This window comes from Clostridium sp. Ade.TY, assembly GCF_000498355.1.
Taxonomy (GTDB): domain Bacteria; phylum Bacillota; class Clostridia; order Clostridiales; family Clostridiaceae; genus Clostridium.
In genome coordinates this window covers 1-20,914 of record NZ_AVSV01000015.1, presented here as the reverse complement: position 1 = coordinate 20,914, position 20,914 = coordinate 1, and the positions used below count along the sequence as shown (strand labels likewise).

General features: G+C 26.2%; 12 protein-coding genes. 2 read left to right on the top strand and 10 right to left on the bottom strand.

Annotated features, from left to right (window positions below; translation table 11 throughout):
* Nucleotides 1–94: 94 nt before the first annotated feature.
* The 6 genes from O212_RS0105070 to O212_RS0105045 form a co-directional block, all read right to left on the bottom strand.
* A complete protein-coding gene (locus O212_RS0105070) occupies nt 95–8,437 on the bottom strand; it encodes a glucoamylase family protein (RefSeq protein WP_242829558.1) in 8,343 nt (2,780 codons plus the stop codon).
* Nucleotides 8,438–8,656: 219 nt separating this feature from the next.
* The gene (locus O212_RS0105065; RefSeq protein ID WP_024614057.1) at nt 8,657–9,589 is read right to left on the bottom strand and encodes a DMT family transporter; all 933 of its coding nucleotides are present in this window, start codon (nt 9,587–9,589) and stop codon (nt 8,657–8,659) included.
* Nucleotides 9,590–9,685: 96 nt separating this feature from the next.
* The gene (locus O212_RS0105060) at nt 9,686–10,774 is read right to left on the bottom strand and encodes a HAMP domain-containing sensor histidine kinase (protein ID WP_024614056.1); all 1,089 of its coding nucleotides are present in this window, start codon (nt 10,772–10,774) and stop codon (nt 9,686–9,688) included.
* Entirely contained in the window at nt 10,767–11,444 is a 678-nt protein-coding gene (locus tag O212_RS0105055) for a response regulator transcription factor (protein ID WP_024614055.1), read from the bottom strand. The genes O212_RS0105060 and O212_RS0105055 overlap by 8 nt, the downstream gene beginning before the upstream one ends.
* A gap of 135 nt (nt 11,445–11,579) precedes the next feature.
* Nucleotides 11,580–12,098, bottom strand: a complete 519-nt coding sequence (locus O212_RS15910) for a PepSY domain-containing protein (protein WP_024614054.1) — start codon at nt 12,096–12,098, stop codon at nt 11,580–11,582.
* A 141-nt stretch (nt 12,099–12,239) separates the two neighbouring features.
* The gene (locus O212_RS0105045; RefSeq protein ID WP_024614053.1) at nt 12,240–13,538 is read right to left on the bottom strand and encodes a M18 family aminopeptidase; all 1,299 of its coding nucleotides are present in this window, start codon (nt 13,536–13,538) and stop codon (nt 12,240–12,242) included.
* Between the two features lie 348 nt (nt 13,539–13,886).
* On the opposite strand from O212_RS0105045, the gene O212_RS0105040 reads away from it, so the two are divergent.
* Nucleotides 13,887–15,065 carry a cation diffusion facilitator family transporter gene (locus O212_RS0105040; RefSeq protein WP_024614052.1) on the top strand — a complete coding sequence of 393 codons (1,179 nt, stop codon included), beginning with the start codon at nt 13,887–13,889 and terminating at the stop codon, nt 15,063–15,065.
* Between the two features lie 662 nt (nt 15,066–15,727).
* Here O212_RS0105040 and O212_RS0105035 read toward each other — a convergent pair.
* Complete coding sequence (locus tag O212_RS0105035) at nt 15,728–15,913, bottom strand: hypothetical protein (RefSeq protein WP_024614051.1); 186 nt, start codon at nt 15,911–15,913, stop codon at nt 15,728–15,730.
* A gap of 257 nt (nt 15,914–16,170) precedes the next feature.
* Between O212_RS0105035 and O212_RS17015 the strand changes: the two genes are divergently transcribed.
* Complete coding sequence (locus O212_RS17015) at nt 16,171–16,302, top strand: hypothetical protein (RefSeq protein WP_278244689.1); 132 nt, start codon at nt 16,171–16,173, stop codon at nt 16,300–16,302.
* 82 nt (nt 16,303–16,384) lie between these two features.
* Here the strand turns inward: O212_RS17015 and pulA are convergent, their stop codons facing one another.
* The 3 genes from pulA to O212_RS15905 form a co-directional block, all read right to left on the bottom strand.
* Nucleotides 16,385–18,385 (bottom strand): type I pullulanase, encoded by a 2,001-nt coding sequence (gene pulA, locus O212_RS0105020; protein ID WP_081705800.1) that lies wholly within the window; start codon nt 18,383–18,385, stop codon nt 16,385–16,387.
* 97 nt (nt 18,386–18,482) lie between these two features.
* A complete protein-coding gene (locus tag O212_RS0105015) occupies nt 18,483–20,498 on the bottom strand; it encodes an amylo-alpha-1,6-glucosidase (RefSeq protein WP_024614049.1) in 2,016 nt (671 codons plus the stop codon).
* A gap of 26 nt (nt 20,499–20,524) precedes the next feature.
* Nucleotides 20,525–20,914 (bottom strand): glycogen/starch/alpha-glucan phosphorylase (locus O212_RS15905; protein ID WP_035279157.1); only part of this gene is annotated, 390 nt, incomplete at its 5' end.

Below are 20,914 nucleotides of genomic sequence, written 5' to 3'. Positions count from 1 at the left end.
AATATATTTTTAAAATAAATTTATATTTATACTAAAAAAGACATAGTTAAAATAATTTTAACTATGTCTTTTCTCATTATTTTATTAAAATTTTTTAATTTATATTTTCCTTATAATAAACTTCTATATTTGCATCACCTAAATCTTTAGGAATTATATCACCTTTTATTTCTTTTCCATTTATCATTATTTTATTTTCTAATGCTTTTTTAACTTTTATATTATATTTTTCTGATTTATTATTTATTTTTATTTCAAATTCATCCCAATCTTTTGGAATACATGGTGATATTTTATATCCTTCTCCTTTATAAATTTTAAATCCTAATATATTTTCTAATCCAACCTTATACATCCACCCTGCTGTTCCAGTATACCAACTCCATCCACCTCTTCCGCCATGAGGCTCTCTCACATAAACATCTGCTGCCATAACATATGGCTCTAACTTATATCGTCTACAATCAAGTTCTGTTAATCCATGATTAATAGGATTTATCATATTAAAATATTTAAATGCCTTATCTCCCATTCCAAGCTTTGTTAATGCTAAAATCACCCAAGTTGCTGCATGAGTATATTGCCCTCCATTTTCTCTTACTCCTGCTACATATCCTTTTATATATCCAGGCTCCTCCTTTGATTTTTCAAAAGGTGGAGCTAAAAGTTTTATTAAAGCTAAATCCTCATCCACTAAGTTCTTATCAACAGCTTCCATGGCTTCTTTGGCTCTTTGTAATTTTCCTCCTTCTGATATTACTGACCAACTTTGTGCTAATGAATCTATTTGACATTCACCGTTTTCTCTAGAACCAAGTGGTGTTCCATCATCAAAATATGCTCTCCTATACCATCCTCCATCCCAAGCATTTTTCTCAAGGTTTTCTTTTATAAATTCTCTCATTTCTTTATATCTATTTGCTTTTTCACTATCATTCATTTGATTGCATATATCATCAAAGCTTACTAAAATTTTATATAAGAACCATCCAAGCCACACACTTTCACCTTTTCCTTCATTGCCTACTGTACTCATTCCATCATTCCAATCACCACTTCCCATTAAAGGAATATTATGTTCACCAAACTTCAGTGACTTTTCTATAGCTTTTATACAATGCTCATAAACGGTTCCTTCTTTTGTTGATTGATTAACTATTGTATATCTTTCATCCTCACCTTCTTTTAAAGGTTCATCCTCTAAATACGGAGCAAGTTCATTTAATATACTATAATCACCTGTAAAACTTATATATTCAGCTGTTACAAATGGTAACCATAATAAATCATCTGAAAATCTTGTTCTTATTCCACTATTTATTATAGGATGCCACCAATGTTGGACATCACCTTCTAAGTACTGTCTTGAAGCACTTCTTATAATTTGATCTTTTGTTATACTTGGATTTATAAGACCAATTGACATAGAATCTTGAAGTTGATCTCTAAATCCATATGCTCCACCTGATTGATAGAATGCTGTTCTTGCTAAGTATCTACAGCTATAATTTTGATAAAGTAACCAACCATTTAAAAGATAATCCATTGACTTATCCTTTGTTCTTACTTCTATATTTCCTAGGAAATCGACCCAATATTTCTTAATATTATTTAATTCTGCATCAACATTTTCTATATTCTCATATTTTTGTATTGATTTTTCTATTTGTTCTTCTGTTTCTTCTTCTCCTAAAAGTACTATTATCTCTTTCTTTTCTCCAGGCTTTAAACTTATATCACACTTTGTTACTAAACAAGGATCAAAAACACTTCCAACTGTTCCACTTAAATTCTCTTCTTCTAATCCATTTGGAGATTCTAAACTTCCTGATACTCCAATAAATTCTCTTCTATTACAAGTAAAACTTCTATTTTCTCCACCTAATATAGTTGAATAAGCTTTTAACTTCCCAAAGTATTCTGAATATGGATTTTGCCCATAAATATATTTATCTTTATTATAAGTTGTTATATATCTTGCTGTTTGATAATTTAAAACTCCAAGTACTAATTGTGCATAATAATATATTGATAAATGTTTATCTTTATCTCCTATATTTTCTAGTATTATTTTTTGAATTTTAAGTTTTTCTTTATTTGGAGAAAATGCTATCATTTCGCTTTTTATGTTATTAACTATATGCTTATAACTTGAATATCCAAATGAGTGTTTTATTATATATTCTCCATTATTTCTAACTGGCTCTGGAGTTATTGAAAAATAATTGAAATCATTATTATCTCTTACATAAATAGCTTCTCCCAATGAATCTTGCACTATATCATTATTCCATGGTGTTATTTTATTTTCTCTACTATTTTCACACCAAGTATGCATAGATCCGACTTCAGACGTATGAAATCCAAAATTCTCATTAGAAATAACATTAATCCATGGAGCTGGAGTATTATTGTTATCTTTAAGTACTATTACATAACTTTTATCTTTTTTATCAAATCCACCATATCCATTAAAAAAATCTAATTCATTTTTTAATTCATTATACTTGTTTATTTTATTTTCATTTTCTATTATTTTTTTATATTTTTTTTCTACTTTATTTTTTAATATATCTTCTTCATTAATATATTTAGAAGATTCTTGTTCTTTCAATTGTGTTAATATAGTTCCTTTAGAACTATCTATATAAATTGCAGATATTCCAATTAAAAAATCTCTTATTTCTTCATTCATTGTTGATTTATTATGAAGATAAATGCCTCCTTGTTTATTTAAGCTTTCCTCTCCAGATAATACATTAACTTCTTCCAATATATCTTTTTGAAGTGGCATTTCATAACTTGATTCCTCATTATTATAAATTACTAAATCAACTTTAAGTCCTCTATTTTTAAAGTATATATGCATTTTTATCATTGCTCTAACTATATCAATATCTTCATCATTATTAACGACTAACATTATAATTTTTATATCTCCTGATATTCCAAAAGCCCATAAATCTTTCTGATGCTTATTTATATTCCTTATGTAACTCTCTCTATCTTTTCTTCCATCATTTAAAAACAATATATATGAGGCTAAGCTTTGATATATATTAGCTTGTGATGATGTAATTCCAAAGTTTTTAAGTTCTATCTGCATAGCTCTTCTATATGTTTTAAATTCATTTTCTAATTTTTTAACATTACTATATTCCTTAGATAATTTTATAACTTCATCTCTTTCAGATGCTGTTCCTGTTATAAAATAAACTACTTTTTCTTCATTTGGTTCTAATCTTAATCTTACTCTAGTACTAATTATAGGATCTAATACTGTTCCTACTGTATTTTTTAAACTACTATCATTATCCAAAGCTAAAGGTGAACTTAAATCTCTATCTCTTCCAATAAAATTCATCCTTGAAGTTTCATAACTCATTATCCCTTCAAATTCTTCATCAGATATTGGCTTATGAAATATGTAAGGAACTTTTCCATTTTTAACTCTAGCTCTTCTTTTTCCTATTACTGTTTTTGTATCCTCATCAAATTCTGTTTGAATGAAAAGATTTGAAAAACTTGGATGTGCAGTATCAGCTTCCATAGTAGTTAATGTTACTTCCATATAACTTGTAACTTCTATACTTCTTCCTTTTTCCCCAACATTTTTTAATTTTAATTTTCTTATATCTATATTCTCTTCTGTTGATATAGATATTTCTAATTCACTTTTAATTGATCCACACTTTTTAACAAATCTTGCTTTATCCACTGAAAATTCTATTTCTGTTTCTTCACATTCTTTTCTACAAGGTTCAAATGTTGCACTCCAATAATCATTTGAATTTAAATTTTTAATATAGAAAAATAACCCGCTATTATCAATAGTACTATCACCTTTCCATCTATATAACAAACTATCTCCTTCTTTTGAATAACCGCTTCCTTGTAATGTAACCATACTAGAAAAGTTACCATTTGATAATAATAATACTTCTGTATTTTTCTTTATACTACTATTAAACCTTCTTGTAATAAATTGTTCTAAGTCTAGCTCTTCTCGATGAAGTGCCATATCTTCACTACGTTCAAATGTTATATATTTAGGTATTTTCTCCTTAAGTAATATTTCTGTTGCTTTTACTTCTTTTATATTATGAAATCTTTCTTGAAGTATATTGTTATTTAAAATATTATCTAAAGCTAGTAATGACATACCTAAATGATGGACCATATAACATCTTACTTTTTTACCCTTATATGTGTAATCTTTTATTTTATTATCTCTTCTGCCAGTAAAATCTACAGACTCTATAAAGCCATATCGTCCTACTGCACCTAAATCTTCTAAACGTTTTAAATTTTCTATTCCTTCATTCTTAATCCATGGTAATACCATAAGTGTTGAATACGGTGATATTACTAAATCATCTTCAAGACCTCTCTTTAAACCTATACCTGGAATACCAAAAGCTTTATATTGATATACTTCTCCTATATCAAACTTATAATAAGCTGATTCTGATATACCCCAAGGAACATTATTTTTCTTAGCAAATAGCATTTGTGCTTTTATAACAGATTTATATGTTTGATCTAGAAGAGTTTCATTGAAGCTTTTCATTATTAAATTGGGCATAAAATACTCAAACATAGTTCCACTCCAAGAAACTAAACTTTCCCCTCTGTATGCATTAGTCATTGCTCTTCCAAGATTAAACCAATGACTAGTTTCAACTTCATTTCTTGCTATTGCTAAAAATGAAGCTATCCTAGATTCAGATGCTAATAAATCATAATATGAATTTCCTAAAGAATCTTCCTCAATATTGTATCCTATAGAAAATAGTCCCCTATCTTTAGAATATAAAATTTTAAAATCCATCTCATTAGCAATTATATCTATATTTTTTATTAAGTCATCTATTCTTTTTTCAAAAGCTTCTAAACTTTTAATTTTCTCTTCCAATATTTCTTTAAAGTCTTCCCCTGATGCACTTGCAATACTTCTTATTTCCTTTTTAAGTTCTAGAAGTGATGGACTTTTTTTCTTTAAGTACTCTATTAATACTTTGTTTACCCCTTCATAAATATAATCAGAATACTTTATTTTATTTTTTATTTCTTTCTCTACTTTATTTAACCAATATTTAAATTCATCTTCTCTATTTATATTTTCTTCTTTTACTAATTCAATATATCGTAATTGTTCTTCTAAAATTTTTGTATAATCCTCGCCTTTTAAATTTTTTACTTTCTTAAAGTTGTTACTGTAATCTAGTCCTAATATATTGTATGTATCTATTAAACTTAAAACTTCCTCTTTTCTTATTAACGGATTATTTTTATATTCTAAAAGAGTTTCTTTTATAACTAATAAATAACCTAATAAATTTCCACTATCTACTGTTGATATATATCTTGGCCATAAAGGCATACAAGTTTTTGTATCATACCAGTTAAAATAATGTCCATTATATTTAGTAAGTTTATTCATTCCATTTATTATAAGCTCCAATCTATCAATAACTTCACCTAATGATATATATCCTAAGTCATATGCAGTAATATTAGATATAAGCCCCATCCCTATATTAGTTGGTGATGTTCTATTTGCAACACCTTTATATGGTTTTTCCTGATAATTATCAGGTGCTAAATAATTATTTTCTTCATTGACAAAATCCTCATAGTAAGCCCATATTCTTCTGCTTATGCATCTTAAATAGTTTTTTTCACCTCTTGTAAGCTCTTCTTTTTCTTCTTCTATTGTAGTACTTATTTTAAAAGCTATTAATGGTGTAAATAACCAAAGTATAGCTATTATTGTCATAAGTCCTCCTAATGTAAAAGAGGAATTGAAACCAAATACAATAAATAGACCACCTGCTAATACACAAAACCACATCTTACTATAATAATATCCAATACTATCTTTAACTGTATTTTCAGCTTCTTCTGCTGTTTGCCATTCTAACAAGTTATTTTTTGATATAAAAAGCCTAAACAAAGCAGTAAAGATTGCACCTAACATTATATAAGTTTGATATGGTATAAAACTTATAATAAGAATTACTTCTTTAAAGCTTTTTAAAGTTCCTATAAGTTTATTTTTGGGAGTAACTACAAAATCTGTAACTGTAAATAACAATGGAGTTGCTATTGCTAAGAAGAATAATATAGTTATTTCAACACCTCTGTTTAATGATAATAATGTTATTATAATCCCAATTAATATTGATGGTGCTAAAAGACTTCTTCTTAAATTATCAAATATTTTCCACTTAGAAAGTGCAGATAATTTCTTTGAAAATATCCAAGAAATTAATTGCCAATCACCTCTTACCCATCTATGTAATCTTTTTGCACTTCCTATATATGTTGATGGATAATTATCTATAAACTCACAATCCGTTACTAATGCGCTCCTTACATAACACCCTTCTAAAAGATCATGACTTAAAACTCTATTTTCTGGTATTTCATCTTTAAGTACATTATAAAATACATTAATATCTATAATCCCTTTTCCTGTAAATGAGCCTTCTCCAAATAAATCTTGATAAGTGTCAGAATATGCTGTTGAATATCCGTCTACTCCACTATCTCCACCAAATATTTTTGCAAATTGACTTGTATTTTTGCTCTCTAAAGATATTGAAACTTTAGGTTGCATTATAGTATATCCTCTTTTAACTATATTTTCTTTACAAATTGGTTGATTTAAAGGATGACTCATTGCTCCTATTAATTTTTTTATTACTCCTCTTGTTAAAAAAGTATCTGTATCTAAAGTTACAATATATTTAGCATCCCTAATACAATCTATGTTTGAGCTTATAACATTATATGTATGATTTTTTCCACCCTTTAATAAAGTTATAAATTCAATTATTTTCCCTCTTTTTCTTTCTCTCCCCATGAATACTCCCTCATGAGAATTATATATTTTTTCTCTATTAAAGAAGAAAAATTTATCATCTTCATCTCCTCTGCAATATTTAATATTAAGTTTTTTTATATCATTTATTCCTTTTAAATTTATTTCATTTTCATAGTCATTTGATTCTGTTTTACTATCTTTAAAATCTGCAAGTATTGCAAAATATAAGTTATCTTCTTTGTTAGCTAAATATGCAATTTCTAATTTTTCTAAAAGCCTTTTTATATCCTTCTTAGAATCAACTATTGTTGGTACTATTACTATAGTTTTTTGTTCTTTACTTATATTATTTAATTCTAATTTTGGTACATGCCTTATATCTACTTTTTTACTAACTACTAAATTTATTAATGTAACTATAACTTCACTTGCAGGTATTAAAAGTATTATTGCTGCAAGTATATATTGCCTTAAACTATAATTCGCACCTAATAAATTTCCTATAAAAAGTGTAGCTAATATTAAAAATAATGTCCCTAAAATATTTATTAAAAAGAATTTCTTAAAGTTTAATCTATTATTTATCTTATTTTTAATTCCAAGAGTCTCATTCAAATATTTAACTCCATCATCAATTAGGTAATATCCTACATGTCTTCTAAAATTATACTTTCCAGACTCCTTTGCTCTCTTTGCTAAAAACACTAACTTTTCAGCTACTAATATTTCATCAATATTATTATTTCTAGCTATTTTTTCGATTTTATGACGATAATAATCTTTTGATTCAAAATCCATATTATTATAAATATTATCAGAGTCTTCCATTAGAATTTTTTCTACCATAGAAGTTTCTTCAAAAAACCTTTTCCAATTTATACAATCTATTTCTCTTATTGAATTAATTAAAGAACTTACACCTTCTTCTAAGGATGCCTCTAATAATGTATTCATTATTATGTTTTCATCTACATAATATTCATTTAACTTTAATTTTAAAGTCTTATATAAGCTTTCATTTTCATAAGAATTATCTTTTAAAACTTTATACAATTCTTTATTAAAGTTTAATGATGATTTATTTATAATTTCAAAATAGTCATCTGATATTTCTTTTTCTGAAATTATTTTATAAGCTAACCTTTTAGCGTTTAATTTATCTGTATGTATTTCTTTTAAATTTTCAGTAATATTAGATAAATTTATAATTATTGATGCTCTAAGCATTAACGGAAATGCCCATAACTCTCCCATAGTAAGCTTTTTATTATTTTTTAATATAAATTTTATACAACCTTCTTCTGTTACTTTTCCTTTGCTTTCACTTAACATATTTTTTGCTAAGAAAAAAACACGTGGAGATTTTTCATTATTTAAAGTAACTTCTTTTAAATTTTCAAAGTATTCTTTAGGCATATTTTTCTTTATTGTTTTATATTCTTTTTCTATAAGATAAATATTATCTAAAAGCCATTGCCCTGATCCTATTATTTTTTCTCCTTCATTTGATAAAGCCTTTATATACTTATGAGTATCTTTTATTTTCATAAAACTAAGCTTTAGTTCATTAAGCACATTTTTTCTACTTGATGAGTTTTTGTTATTCACTTTAATCTTCTCCTTTGCAAAGTTTTACTTCTTCACTTAGTTTTTACCAAAATAATAAAAAAAATTACTTTTTATTTTTTATAAAAAATAAGAGCCCTAAAATTTAGGACTCTTAACTAATTTTTAAACTCAATATATTATTTACATCTTGCTTTAACTATTTTTCAAAATAAAAAAGACTAAAAACTATTATTATTTTTAGCCTTTTAGATTTCTTTATTATTTTAATTCTGATTTTAATCCATCAAGATTCTTTTCTTCAATAAATTCTTCAATGGTTTCACTACCGGATTTATCCTTTGCTAATATTATTGTTGATATTATTATAAAGATTGTTCCTAAAATTAATGCAAATGTTAGTTGTTCTCCAAATAATATTACTCCCATAACAATACTAACAATTGGTTCAAATGTTCCAAGTATTGAAGCTGAAGATGCACCAATAAGTTCTATCCCTTTTAGTAATAATATTATTGATAATATTGTTGATACAACTGATATTAAAATATATGATACAGCTAAATTAACTGTAAATGTCATAACTAATGAACCATCTATAAGTCCATAAATTATCATTCCAACAGCGGCACCAAATGATAAATACATTGTTACTACCCTATTATCAACATCTCTAATTTCTTCAAGTGCTAACATTATAATATTTCCTGCATAACTTATACCTGAAATTATAGCTAGTACTATACCAAAAGTACTTAATGTATTATTTTCAAATGCAATTAAAGCATACACTCCAATTCCTGCAAATATTAATGAAGCCAATTTATTTTTACTCATAAGCTTTCTAAATAAAATATATTCAAATATGCACACAAATGCTGGATAAACAAAGTGTAATGTTGTAGCAAGTCCTACGCCTAAATAATTATATGACATAAATAATGTTTGAGTAGTTATTGTATATCCAAATAAACCTGTAAAAAATAAATATAGAAATTGCTTTTTTGTAATTTTCACAGGCACTTTAGTTATAAGTAAGTATGCAAAAAGTAAAACTGCAGCTATTGAAAATCTAAAAACTAATACTGTAGTTGGATTTGAACCATTTTGATATGCAAATTTAGCAAATATAGGCATTAAACCAAAAGCAACTGAAGCTAATATTGCAAATAAAATTCCTTTATAATTTTTCAATTCCCCATCCCCTTAACATATATAATTACTAACTTTTGACTAAGTCCAATTATAGATTTTAAGAGTATATAGAGCTATTGTCAATGGCTATTTTCATTATTTTGGAATTTTCACTTGAAATATTGATCCTTCTCCCAATTTACTCCAAACAAATATATTTCCACCATATATATTTGTTAGTTTTTTTGCTATAGATAATCCAAGACCATTTCCTCCAGTTTTACTACTTCTTGATTCATCAACTCTATAAAATCTATCAAAAAGAAATGGTATATCTTCTTTTGGTATTCCAATACCTCTATCTATAACCTTCAATATTTTATAATTATTCTCTTCTTCAAATATTATATCTATATTTTTATTGGTATTTGAGTACTTTATAGCATTATCTAATAAAATTATAATAATCTGTTTCATATGTAATTCATTCATTGGAAAAGTTTTGATTCCATTATAATTAACTTTAATATTATAGTCTGATTTTATAATAGAAAAATCGTCTAAAATAGTTTCTAAAACTTCTTCTATGTCACAATTCCCACTTATTCTATCATTTAAATTATCAAGCTTTGATATATCAAGTAATGTTTTAACTAAATCTATTAATCTATCAACTTCTTCACTACTTGCCTTTATTGATTTATCTAATACTTCCTTATCATTTTTACCCCACCTATTTAACAAAGATAAATGTCCTTTTATTATAGTAAGTGGCGTTTTAAGTTCATGAGATGCATCTTGAACAAATCTTCTTTCTCTATTAAACGAAGCTTCCAAATCATCCATTAAAGAATTAAAAACTATACTAAGCTTTGAAATCTCATCTCTCCCTCCATTAGCTATAGTAACCCTTTTATCTAATCTTCCTTCATTTTTTATTTGTTCCATTGTATTTGTAAGTTCTCTTATATTTTTAAGAAATAATCTTGATATTGCCATTCCACCTATAATACTTATAACTAATCCAAGTACAGCTGTTACTATTATTAAATAGCCATAAGACTCAAATATATCATCAAATATTTTAAGTTCTATTCCATATTTATTTCTATGGTCTATAAACCAATCAAAAAACACTGCTGTTTGAGCTATTACAATAAATAATATAAATATAGAAAAAACTATTGCTGATGCTATTGTTATTTTCCAAAATATAGGTAACTTTTTATATTTACTCTTAATCATTATCTCTCATAACATATCCAACTCCTCTTACTGTTTGGATATATTTCTCCTTATCATCTTTATCTAACTTATTTCTTATATATCTTACATATACATCAACAATATTAGTTTCTGCTTCTGAATTGTAGCCCCAAACATTATCTAATAATATATCTCTAGTTAAAACTTTATTTTTATTTCTTATAAGAGTCAATAAAAGCTGAAACTCAGTATTTGTTAATTCTATAATATTATTATCCTTTTTTACTATTCTTCCCTCTATATCTAATGTTATATCTTTAAATTTCAATTCATTATTTGCATCTTTACTTTTCATTCTTCTAAATATAACTTCCATTCTAGCTAATAATTCTTCTATAGCAAAAGGTTTTGAAACATAATCATCTGCTCCATTTTGAAGACCAGTAACTTTATCCATAACACTATCCCTTGCAGTTAACATTATAATTGGTGTATCTTTTTCTTTTCTTATTCTTCTACATACTTCTAATCCATTTATTCCTGGTAACATTAAATCTAAAAGTATTAAATCATAATTATTTTTTAATGCAAGTTCTACTGCCTTTCTTCCATCATTCGCTACATCAACATCATAACCTTCATATTTAAGTTCCATTTGTATAAATGAAACCATATTTTCTTCATCTTCAACAATTAAAATTCTTTGCATAAAATTATGTCTCCTCTCTATAAATACTATTTATCTTCTAATACTATTTAACCACACTAAAAATAATTATATGTAAATATTTTAAAAATAAGAGAGAGAATTTTACCTTCCCTCTCCTTTTAAATACCTATAAATTTAATTATCACGATGATTATTATGGTCATGATGGTCATTATCATGAGAATTATTATCTATCTCTGTTATAGCTCCTGTTTTTCCATCTACATTGACTTCTTGTAGCATATTTTCCTTATCTTTTATTTGTATTTCATATTCTACAATTCCATCATCTACTTCTTCCTTTGTATTAACTATAGTTCCTGGAACCTTCTTTAAAGCAATTTCCTTTGCTTGGTCTAATGTATAATTTGGTGTTTCTGCAAATTTCATTTCTATATTTTCTTTTGCTTGTTCTATAGGATTATTATCTTTTCTATCCATAATTTCATGTGTTATAGCTCCTGCTGCTATTGTTCCACATAATAATACTCCTATTATTGAAAATCCTATTATTTTTCCCTTACTAATTTTTTTCTTAGTCTTTTTCTCTTTTGAATTTTCTTTATTCTCTTGTGAAGTCTCTTCATTATTATTTACTTCTATAAATTCTGTATCCTTTATATTTTTGTTTTCATTTATATTATTTTCTTTCATTAAAAAATCCTCCTAAAAACTTTAATATTCATCTTATGAATTAATAATACCAGTCTAAAATTAAAATATACTTTATATAAAATGAGAATTTTTTCATTTAAATAAAAAAGAGCAACTTTTAAAAGTTACTCTTTATAAAAACTAATTTAAGCTAAAGAATTTAGTGAATGCTTCTACTGAATAAAAATTATCTTTTACAGTTGCAAGTTCTCTTACTGAGTGCATTCCTAAGATTGGTGCTCCCATATCAACAACTGGTATACATAAATCTGCTGCTGACATTGGTCCTATTGTTGTTCCACCTTTTACATCTGATCTATTTACAAACTTTTGCATTGGAACATTAGCTTCTTTACATACAGCTTCAAATATTCCAGCTGCAACACCTTCTGTTGAATAACTTCCTGATGCTGCAATTTTAAGCACTGGTCCATTTCCAAGAACAGGTCTATTTGTTGGATCATGCTTTTCTGGCAAGTTTGGATGCACAGCATGAGCTAAATCTGCTGAAATCATTAATGAATTTGAAAGTGCTCTAAAGAATTCTTCTGTATTTTTATTAAGAGCAATTGAAATTCTTTCTAATGTTCTTCTTATTAAGTTTGAATTAGCTCCTTGAGCAGTTAAACTTCCTATTTCTTCATTATCTATGCATACCATAACTTTAGTTGCATTTATATCTGAACTATTTATTAAAGCTTTAATTCCTGCAAATACCATCCATTGGTCATCTAATTTTCCTGCTGATATAAATTCTTCGTTTACTCCCATTATGCATCCTTTTTCAAATTCATATAAGAATAAATCAAAATCTAATATATCTTCTTTATTGATTCCTAACTGTTCTGTTATAAGATTTACTAATAAATCTCCCTTTTCTAAACTTTCATTAACAAATCCAGCTAAAGGTAATGTATCCTTTTGTTTATTAAATGCATAACCTTCGTTTACTGATCTATTCATATGAATAGCTAAACTTGGTATTACTAATACTGGCTTATTTATATTTACTAATTTAACTTCTGGCTTTAAAGCTGATTTACCTTTAACAATTACTCTTCCAGCAATTCCAAGTGGTCTATCAAACCAAGTATAAAGTATTGGTCCACCATATACTTCTGTATTTAATTTTAAATAATGGTTTTCTCCTACCATTTCAGCATTTGGCTTAATTTTAAAACCTGGTGCATCTGTATGTGCTCCAATAAGTCTAAATCCATCTTTTTCTATTTCACCATTTCCAACAGTGAAAGCTATTACTGCTGAATCATTTTTCTTTAAGTAATATTTTCCGCCTTTTTTAACTTTCCATGAATCAGTTTCAAATAACTCTTCAAAACCTTCTTTATCTAACATTTCTTTTACTGATGTTGCAGCATGATATGCTGTTGGACTATTATATAAGAAATCTATTAATTCATTTGCTAATTTCTTTTGCATAAATTCTTCCTCCTAAAGTTAAATAACTAATTAATATATATTTTACCACATTTAACATAAAAAAATATTATAAACTAATCATTTAATAATTTATTAAATTCATATAATTTCAAAACATAAAATTTAAGCTTTTCACTTAAACTAAAAGTAAAGTATAAAATTAAAATTTAATTTATACTTAAACCTTATGTAAACCAAAAGAATATATTAAAGTATTTGCTTAAACTATCCTTATTATTTTAGGACAAAATTTATTTCATATAATGCAAGGCAATCTTCACTTTAATTTGATTAATATTTAACTCTAATATAGAATAAAAATATATATTTTAAATGGGGGTAATATTAATGGTTTCGCAATTTTTAGTACAAAAATTCGTAAAAGATAGTGAAAATACTAATAATAAAAAAGTTCGTAACTCTTATGGCTTTTTAGGTGGTATTATTGGAATTATAGTTAACTTTTTATTATTTATAATAAAATTTAGTGTTGGTACATTAGTTTCAAGTATAGCTGTTACAGCTGATGCCTTTAACAACTTGTCTGATACTGCTTCTTCAATAATAACTATAGTTGGTTTTAAAATGGCAAATAGACCAGCAGATGAAGAGCATCCTTTTGGACATGGAAGAATTGAATATTTATCAGCACTTATTGTTGCTTTTATGGTTATGCTTGTTGGTTTTCAATTTGTAAAGACATCATTTGATAGAATAATGAATCCTCAACTTATAAAATTTGAATGGATTCCATTTCTTCTTCTTGTTGTTTCTATATTTCTTAAATTATGGCTTTCATTTTTTAATAAGTTTATTGGAAATAAAATTGATTCAACTGCATTAAAAGCAGCTAGTGTTGACGCTCTAGGAGATGTATTTACTTCAAGCTGTGTTGCTATATCTTTACTTGCTGCTAAATTTACTAGTATTCCAATTGATGGATATGTTGGTATTTTAGTTGCTTTATTTATAATTTATTCTGGATTTTCTCTTGTTAAGGAGACACTAAATCCACTTCTTGGTGAAGCACCAGATCCAAAATTAGTTAAAGATATACACGATATGCTTTTATCATATGATTATATAACAGGAATGCATGATCTTGTTGTTCATAACTATGGTCCTGGAAGATGTATGGCTTCAGTACATGCTGAAATCCCTTCTGATATTGATATTATGAAGATTCATAATATTATAGATAGAGCTGAAAGAGAAATTTCTAAAGAGCTTGGAATTTATTTAGTAATTCATATGGATCCTATATGTTTATCAAATGATGAAATTATAGAAGCTTATCATGAAGTATCAAAAATTATTAAATATAATCCTTTAATTAAATCTATGCATGATTTTAGAATTGTTGGTGAAGGAAATCAAAAAAATCTTATTTTTGATATTGTAGTAAATTCAAAAGCATTAAATAAAGTAATAGATGAAAATACATTAAAAGAAGATTTAATAAAATCAATAAAAGAAATACATCCACAATATAATTGCATAATAACAATAGATCACGATTATACTTAATTGACTACTAAATATTATATTATGATGTGAATGTACGTATTTAATTTTACTTTAATACCTTTTTTGAGAGTAGTTAATAAAGCTACTCTTTTTTTATTTAATTACTCTCAAACAATGGAAGTTTATTAACTCCAAAGTTACTCTGAAATAATGAAATTCTAATCTCTCACTCAAATATATCTGTCACAAATTATCTAATATAATACTAAGTTTATCAATCTAAGTATTGAAATATATGTTGAATAATTTTTTTATGAGAATAGTTTTATTAACTATTCTCTTTTTTATTAACTCATTTCATTCAAACATTTCAGCTTTTTAACACACAAGTTACTACAGAAATTATGAATTTCTAATTGCTCATTCAAATAATACTTTACGCAAGTTCATAATATAATAATATGATGTGAATGTACGTATTTAATTTTACTTTAATACCTTTTTTGAGGGTAGTTACTAAAGCTACTCTTTTTTTATTTACTTACACTCAAACAATCGAAGTTTATTAACGCCAAACTTACTCTGAAATAATGAAATTCTAATCTCTCACTCAAATATATCTTACGCAAATTATCTAATATAACACTGAGTTTATCAATCTAAGTATTAAAATCTATGCTGAATAATTTTTTTATGAAAGTAGTTTTATTAACTGCTCTTTTTTATTTGTTTTTATCTAGAAGCTCTATAATTCTATATAGCATAGCTACTATTAATGACAAAAGAAATATTATTGTTAATGGCGTCGTAAAATCATTAAATGAAGGTTCAATTGTGTAATTTAATACAAGGCTAATTATAAACGCACTTATAAATACTACTGTAGAACTTGATTTATTAGTTTCCAAATACCTCTCTCCTTTATACAATTTGTTATTTTTATACTTTTATTCTATTTTATGAAAGGATATATTATTTTATTTAGAGAATTATATTATTATATACACTTTTTAAGGGAGTTTGATTTTATGAATATTATATTTACTTCAAACAGTCATGGAATTCTTAGTTTTCTTTTTGTTATAGCTATTATCTCTATTATTATAGTTGCATATAAATATTATAAATATAGAAAAAAATAATTATATTGTGGGGTGGGGTTTATATGATTAATAATATTAATGTTATTTCTAAAGTAGTTACTTCAAAACCAAGTTTTATAAGTTGGTTTGTAATTTTATCTTTATTAGCTATTTTTGTAATTGGAATAAGATATTATTTGGCTAAAAGACAATAAAGAAGGGCAGGCAATCTGTCCTTCTTTATATTTATACTAAACTTTTAAATTAAAATCCTTTTTACTTAAATTATATTTAATACTATTTTTCAATTAAAATTAATGCTGTTCTTCCTATAACTTTTACCTTATCTTCTTTTATAGATTTTATTCCATTCTCATTTACTTCATTACCATCTACAACTATAGTCCAATCTCCTTTTGGAATTTCTAATTCTTTATCTTCTTTATTTCCGTTAAATATAACAAGTATTTTCTTAAATTCATCTATTCCTTCTGAATCTATAGTATATCCTACAACATTTTTTTCTCCAAATTCTATAAAACTTAGTCTCTTACTTATTTCTTTTGAGCTATTCATTCTAAAAGCTTTATGATTTTTTCTAAGTCCTATTAACCCTTTATAATAGTTAAACACATATTCATATTTTTCTTTTCTTTCCCAATCTAATTTATTCACTAAATCACTTGATTTGAAGCTATTTTCTATAAGCCTTCCATTTTCATCACACTTTGTTCTAAGAAATTCCTCACCTGCATGTATAAATGAAATTCCTTGTGAAGTCAATATTATTGCTGCTATTAACTTATTCATTTTTATTCTTTCTTCTTCACTTTCATCTTTTGCAGTTATATAAAGCTTATCCCATAGAGTATAGTTATCATGAGCTGATGCATATGTTACTGTTTGATAAGGTTCATTTGCCCAAAATTTATCTGAATATATAACTTTACTATAATCTACTTGAGGATGATTTGTTGATGCAACTATTCCACATTTTATTGTTTCTTCAAAATCTTCTCCCCCATTTACAAATCCAGCTTTTTCTTCTATAAATACATCGCCCTTTACAGCATCTCTTATATCATCACTAAATGCAGCAATTTGCATATCTCCATATTGAATTGTATTTTTCTTTAATGCTCTATCTTTTTCCTTTAATGGACTATCTCCACCTGTCCATCCTTCCCCATATATTATTATTGATTTATCTATTTTATCAAGTTCTTCTCTTATAAGTTTCATAGTCTCTACATCATGTATTCCCATAAGATCAAATCTAAATCCATCTATATGATACTCATTAGCCCAATATTTTAATGAATCTATCATAAACTTTCTAAACATACTTCTATCTGATGCTGTTTCATTACCACAAGCTGAGGCATCTGAAAAATTTCCTTTATCATCTTCTCTATAATAATAATATGGAACTACTTTATTAAATAATGAGTTTTCTGTTTCGTAAGTATGATTATAAACAACATCCATTACTACTCTTAATCCTTCTTTATGAAGATTTAAAACCATCTCTTTAAATTCTTTTATTCTAACTTCTCCATCAAATGGATTAGTTGAATATGAACCTTCTGGACAATTATAGTTTTCTGGATCATATCCCCAATTATATTGAGGAATATTTAATTTTTTCTCATCAATTGATTTGTAATCAAATGTTGGTAATAAATGAAGATGAGTAACTCCAAGTTCTTTTACGTGATCTAAACATGTTTTTGTTCCATTTTTAGTTTTTGTTAAAGATTCAGTAATGCCTTTATACTTTCCTTTAAATTTTGCTCCTGAATTTTCATCTATTGAAAAATCTCTTATATGCATTTCATAAATAACAGCATCTGTAGCATTTTTAAATTCTGGCTTTTTATCATTTTCCCATCCATCTGGATTTGTATTATTTAAATTAACGACCATACTATATTCACCATTAGCCGATACAGCCTTTGAATTTGGATCTATTACATCATTTACTAAATCACCAATATATATTTTAAATTTATAATATATTTTATCTAAATCTCCATTTTCCTCGTAAGTCCATACTCCATTTTTTTCTTCTTTCATTTCTATATCTTTAATCTTTTTAAAATTATCTTCTCCTATACCTTTAGTAAATAACTGTAATATTACCCTTTTAGCAACTGGAGTCCAAATTCTAAATATAGTTTTATCTTCTGAATATATAGCACCAAGCTCTAAGCTTGTTGTATATTTTTCTTTAAAATCTTTTGAATTAAATATTTCTCTTATTTCATTTTTATTTTCATAAACATTTTTTATATCCATCTCAAAAATTCCAACTTTCTATATAAAATATTATAGTTAACTGCCAAAAGCCCTATAATTCTAAGATGGTTAGCCATAGATTATAGGACTTTTTATATTAATTAAAGATAAGGTTATGGGCTTTTTCTAAATTTTTAAAATTTCCTCTTATGCATTCATAGTAAACTCTTAGCATTTCTCCAACACCCCAAGCTTGGTTATAACAACCTCTTGCATTATGAGGGGCATCTCCATCGAATATTTCAGCAATACCTGCTAAACATTGATCTTCAATATGACTTTCCATTTCTTTTAATGCTTCGTCTACAAACTCTTTTGCTTCTTCTGAATAGCCATTAACCTTAAAGTATCCACTTAAAAATGCGCCTAGTGGAAATGACCATACTGTTCCTTGGTGATAAGCCATGTCTCTATCAACAAGCTCTCCTATATAAACCTTCTTATAATCTTCATTACTTTTATTTAAACTTCTAAGACCAAAAGAAGTGTATAATTCATTATAAATTTTTTCTATTACCTTCTCTTCCTTTTCTTTTGGAAGCATTGTAAATGGTAATGATATTGCATAAGCTTGATTTGGTCTTATAGCACTATCACTTTCTATATCATTTACAACATCATAAAGACATTCATCTTTTTCATTCCAAAACTTTTCATTAAAAGATTTCTTAACCTTCTCTGCAAGCTCTAAATAATCTTTATACTCTTCATCACCAAACTTTTCAGCAAGAAGTGCTGATATTTTTAGTGCATTGTACCATAATGCATTTATTTCAACTGGCTTTCCATGTCTTGGCGTAACAACTATCCCATTCGCTCTTACGTCCATCCAAGTAACTTGATCTAATCCACTACCTGCATTTATTAAATAATCTTTATCCATTTTTATTGAAAAATCTGTACCTTCTCTGTAAGCCTTTATTATATTTTTTATTGTTTTATAAAGTTCATTCTTTACAAACTCTAATTCATTTTCATCATTTTTATATAATAAATAAGTATAAATTGCATGAATATACCAAAGTGAAGCATCTACAGTATTATATAGAGGTTCTTGTCCAAAGTCTGGAAACATATTTGGTATTAATCCATTCTTTTCATATAAACTAAAGCTTCTTAAAATATCTTTAGTATCATCTAATCTACCTGTTGCCATTGCTACTCCAGTTAAGGCTATCATAGTATCTCTTCCCCAATCCAAAAACCATGGATATCCAGCAAGAACTGTCTTACTATTTATTGAATCTCTATCAACTATAAATTGGTCTGCTGATATTGGAAGTAACTTAGCTAATGTTCTATTATCATCTTTAAATGTATTTCTTAATAATGATATTCTTTCTTCTTCACTCTTTACTATATCTTCAGCATCAATACTTCCTTCTTCAATAGTACATACAAAATATACTTTCTTTTCTTCATAAGGATTAATATCTATTGTTAATTTTCCAGGTATATAATATCTATCTAAATAGTCATCACCTGTTGATTTATCAACATCATAAAATACTTCTTTAGTTATACTTTCATTTCTTGAAGATATTCTTCCATCAGTTATAAATACTTTAATATTTAAATCTTCTTTTAGTTTTGGATTTAATAAAAATCCACCTTTTATATCTTCTTTATTAAAGTTTAAATTACAATCTTCACTAATTTCTCCTGGATTTCTAAATGACATAAATGGTATAAGTTTAAGTTCTCCACCATTTTTATTTCCTTTTATTTTATACTCAATAACTGCAGTATTTTTTCCTTTTTGAAGAAATACTCTTTTATTTATAGTTGTACCATTAATAAAATATTTATATTCTGGAATACCGTCATAATTGAAGCTTTGAAGGTTTTTATACCCTTCAATAACTTCATCTTTATATTTTGTCGTTGTTAGAGGGTATTCTATATTATTTGATATAAATTTTTCTGATACTTTTGGAAGAATCATATATCTTTCATCTGGAGACTTTAAAGCTGCTATCAATATAGCATGATACTTTCTACTATTCGCTCCAATTATAGTACTTCCTGAAAATGCACTTCTTCCATTTGCAAGCATCCATTCTTTTTCTATACCTTTTTCATAGCTTGTAAAACTATTTTTACCAAACCTCATAACAATTTCTCCTAACCTTTTTAAAATTATAATGTATTTTTAGTAGGCTTAATGTTCCATATATCTTTGCTATATTCTAATATTGTTCTATCTGATGAGAACATTCCTGCATTACAAGTATTTTTAAATGCCATCTTAGCCCATTTCTTTTCATCTTTGTAAGCATCAAAAACTTTATCTTCTGTATCTTTAAAGCTTTCAAAATCAGCTAATAAGAAATATCCATCCCCTTCTGCTATTAAAGAATTATAAAGATCTTTAAAAAGACCTGTTCCTTCATCATCAAAAGTTCCATCTATTAATGAATCCACAACTCGCTTTATTGAAGGATTTTCATTATAATATTCCTTACTATTATATTTTCCTTTTAATTCTTCTATTTCTTCTACTGTTAATCCAAATATAAAGTTATTGTC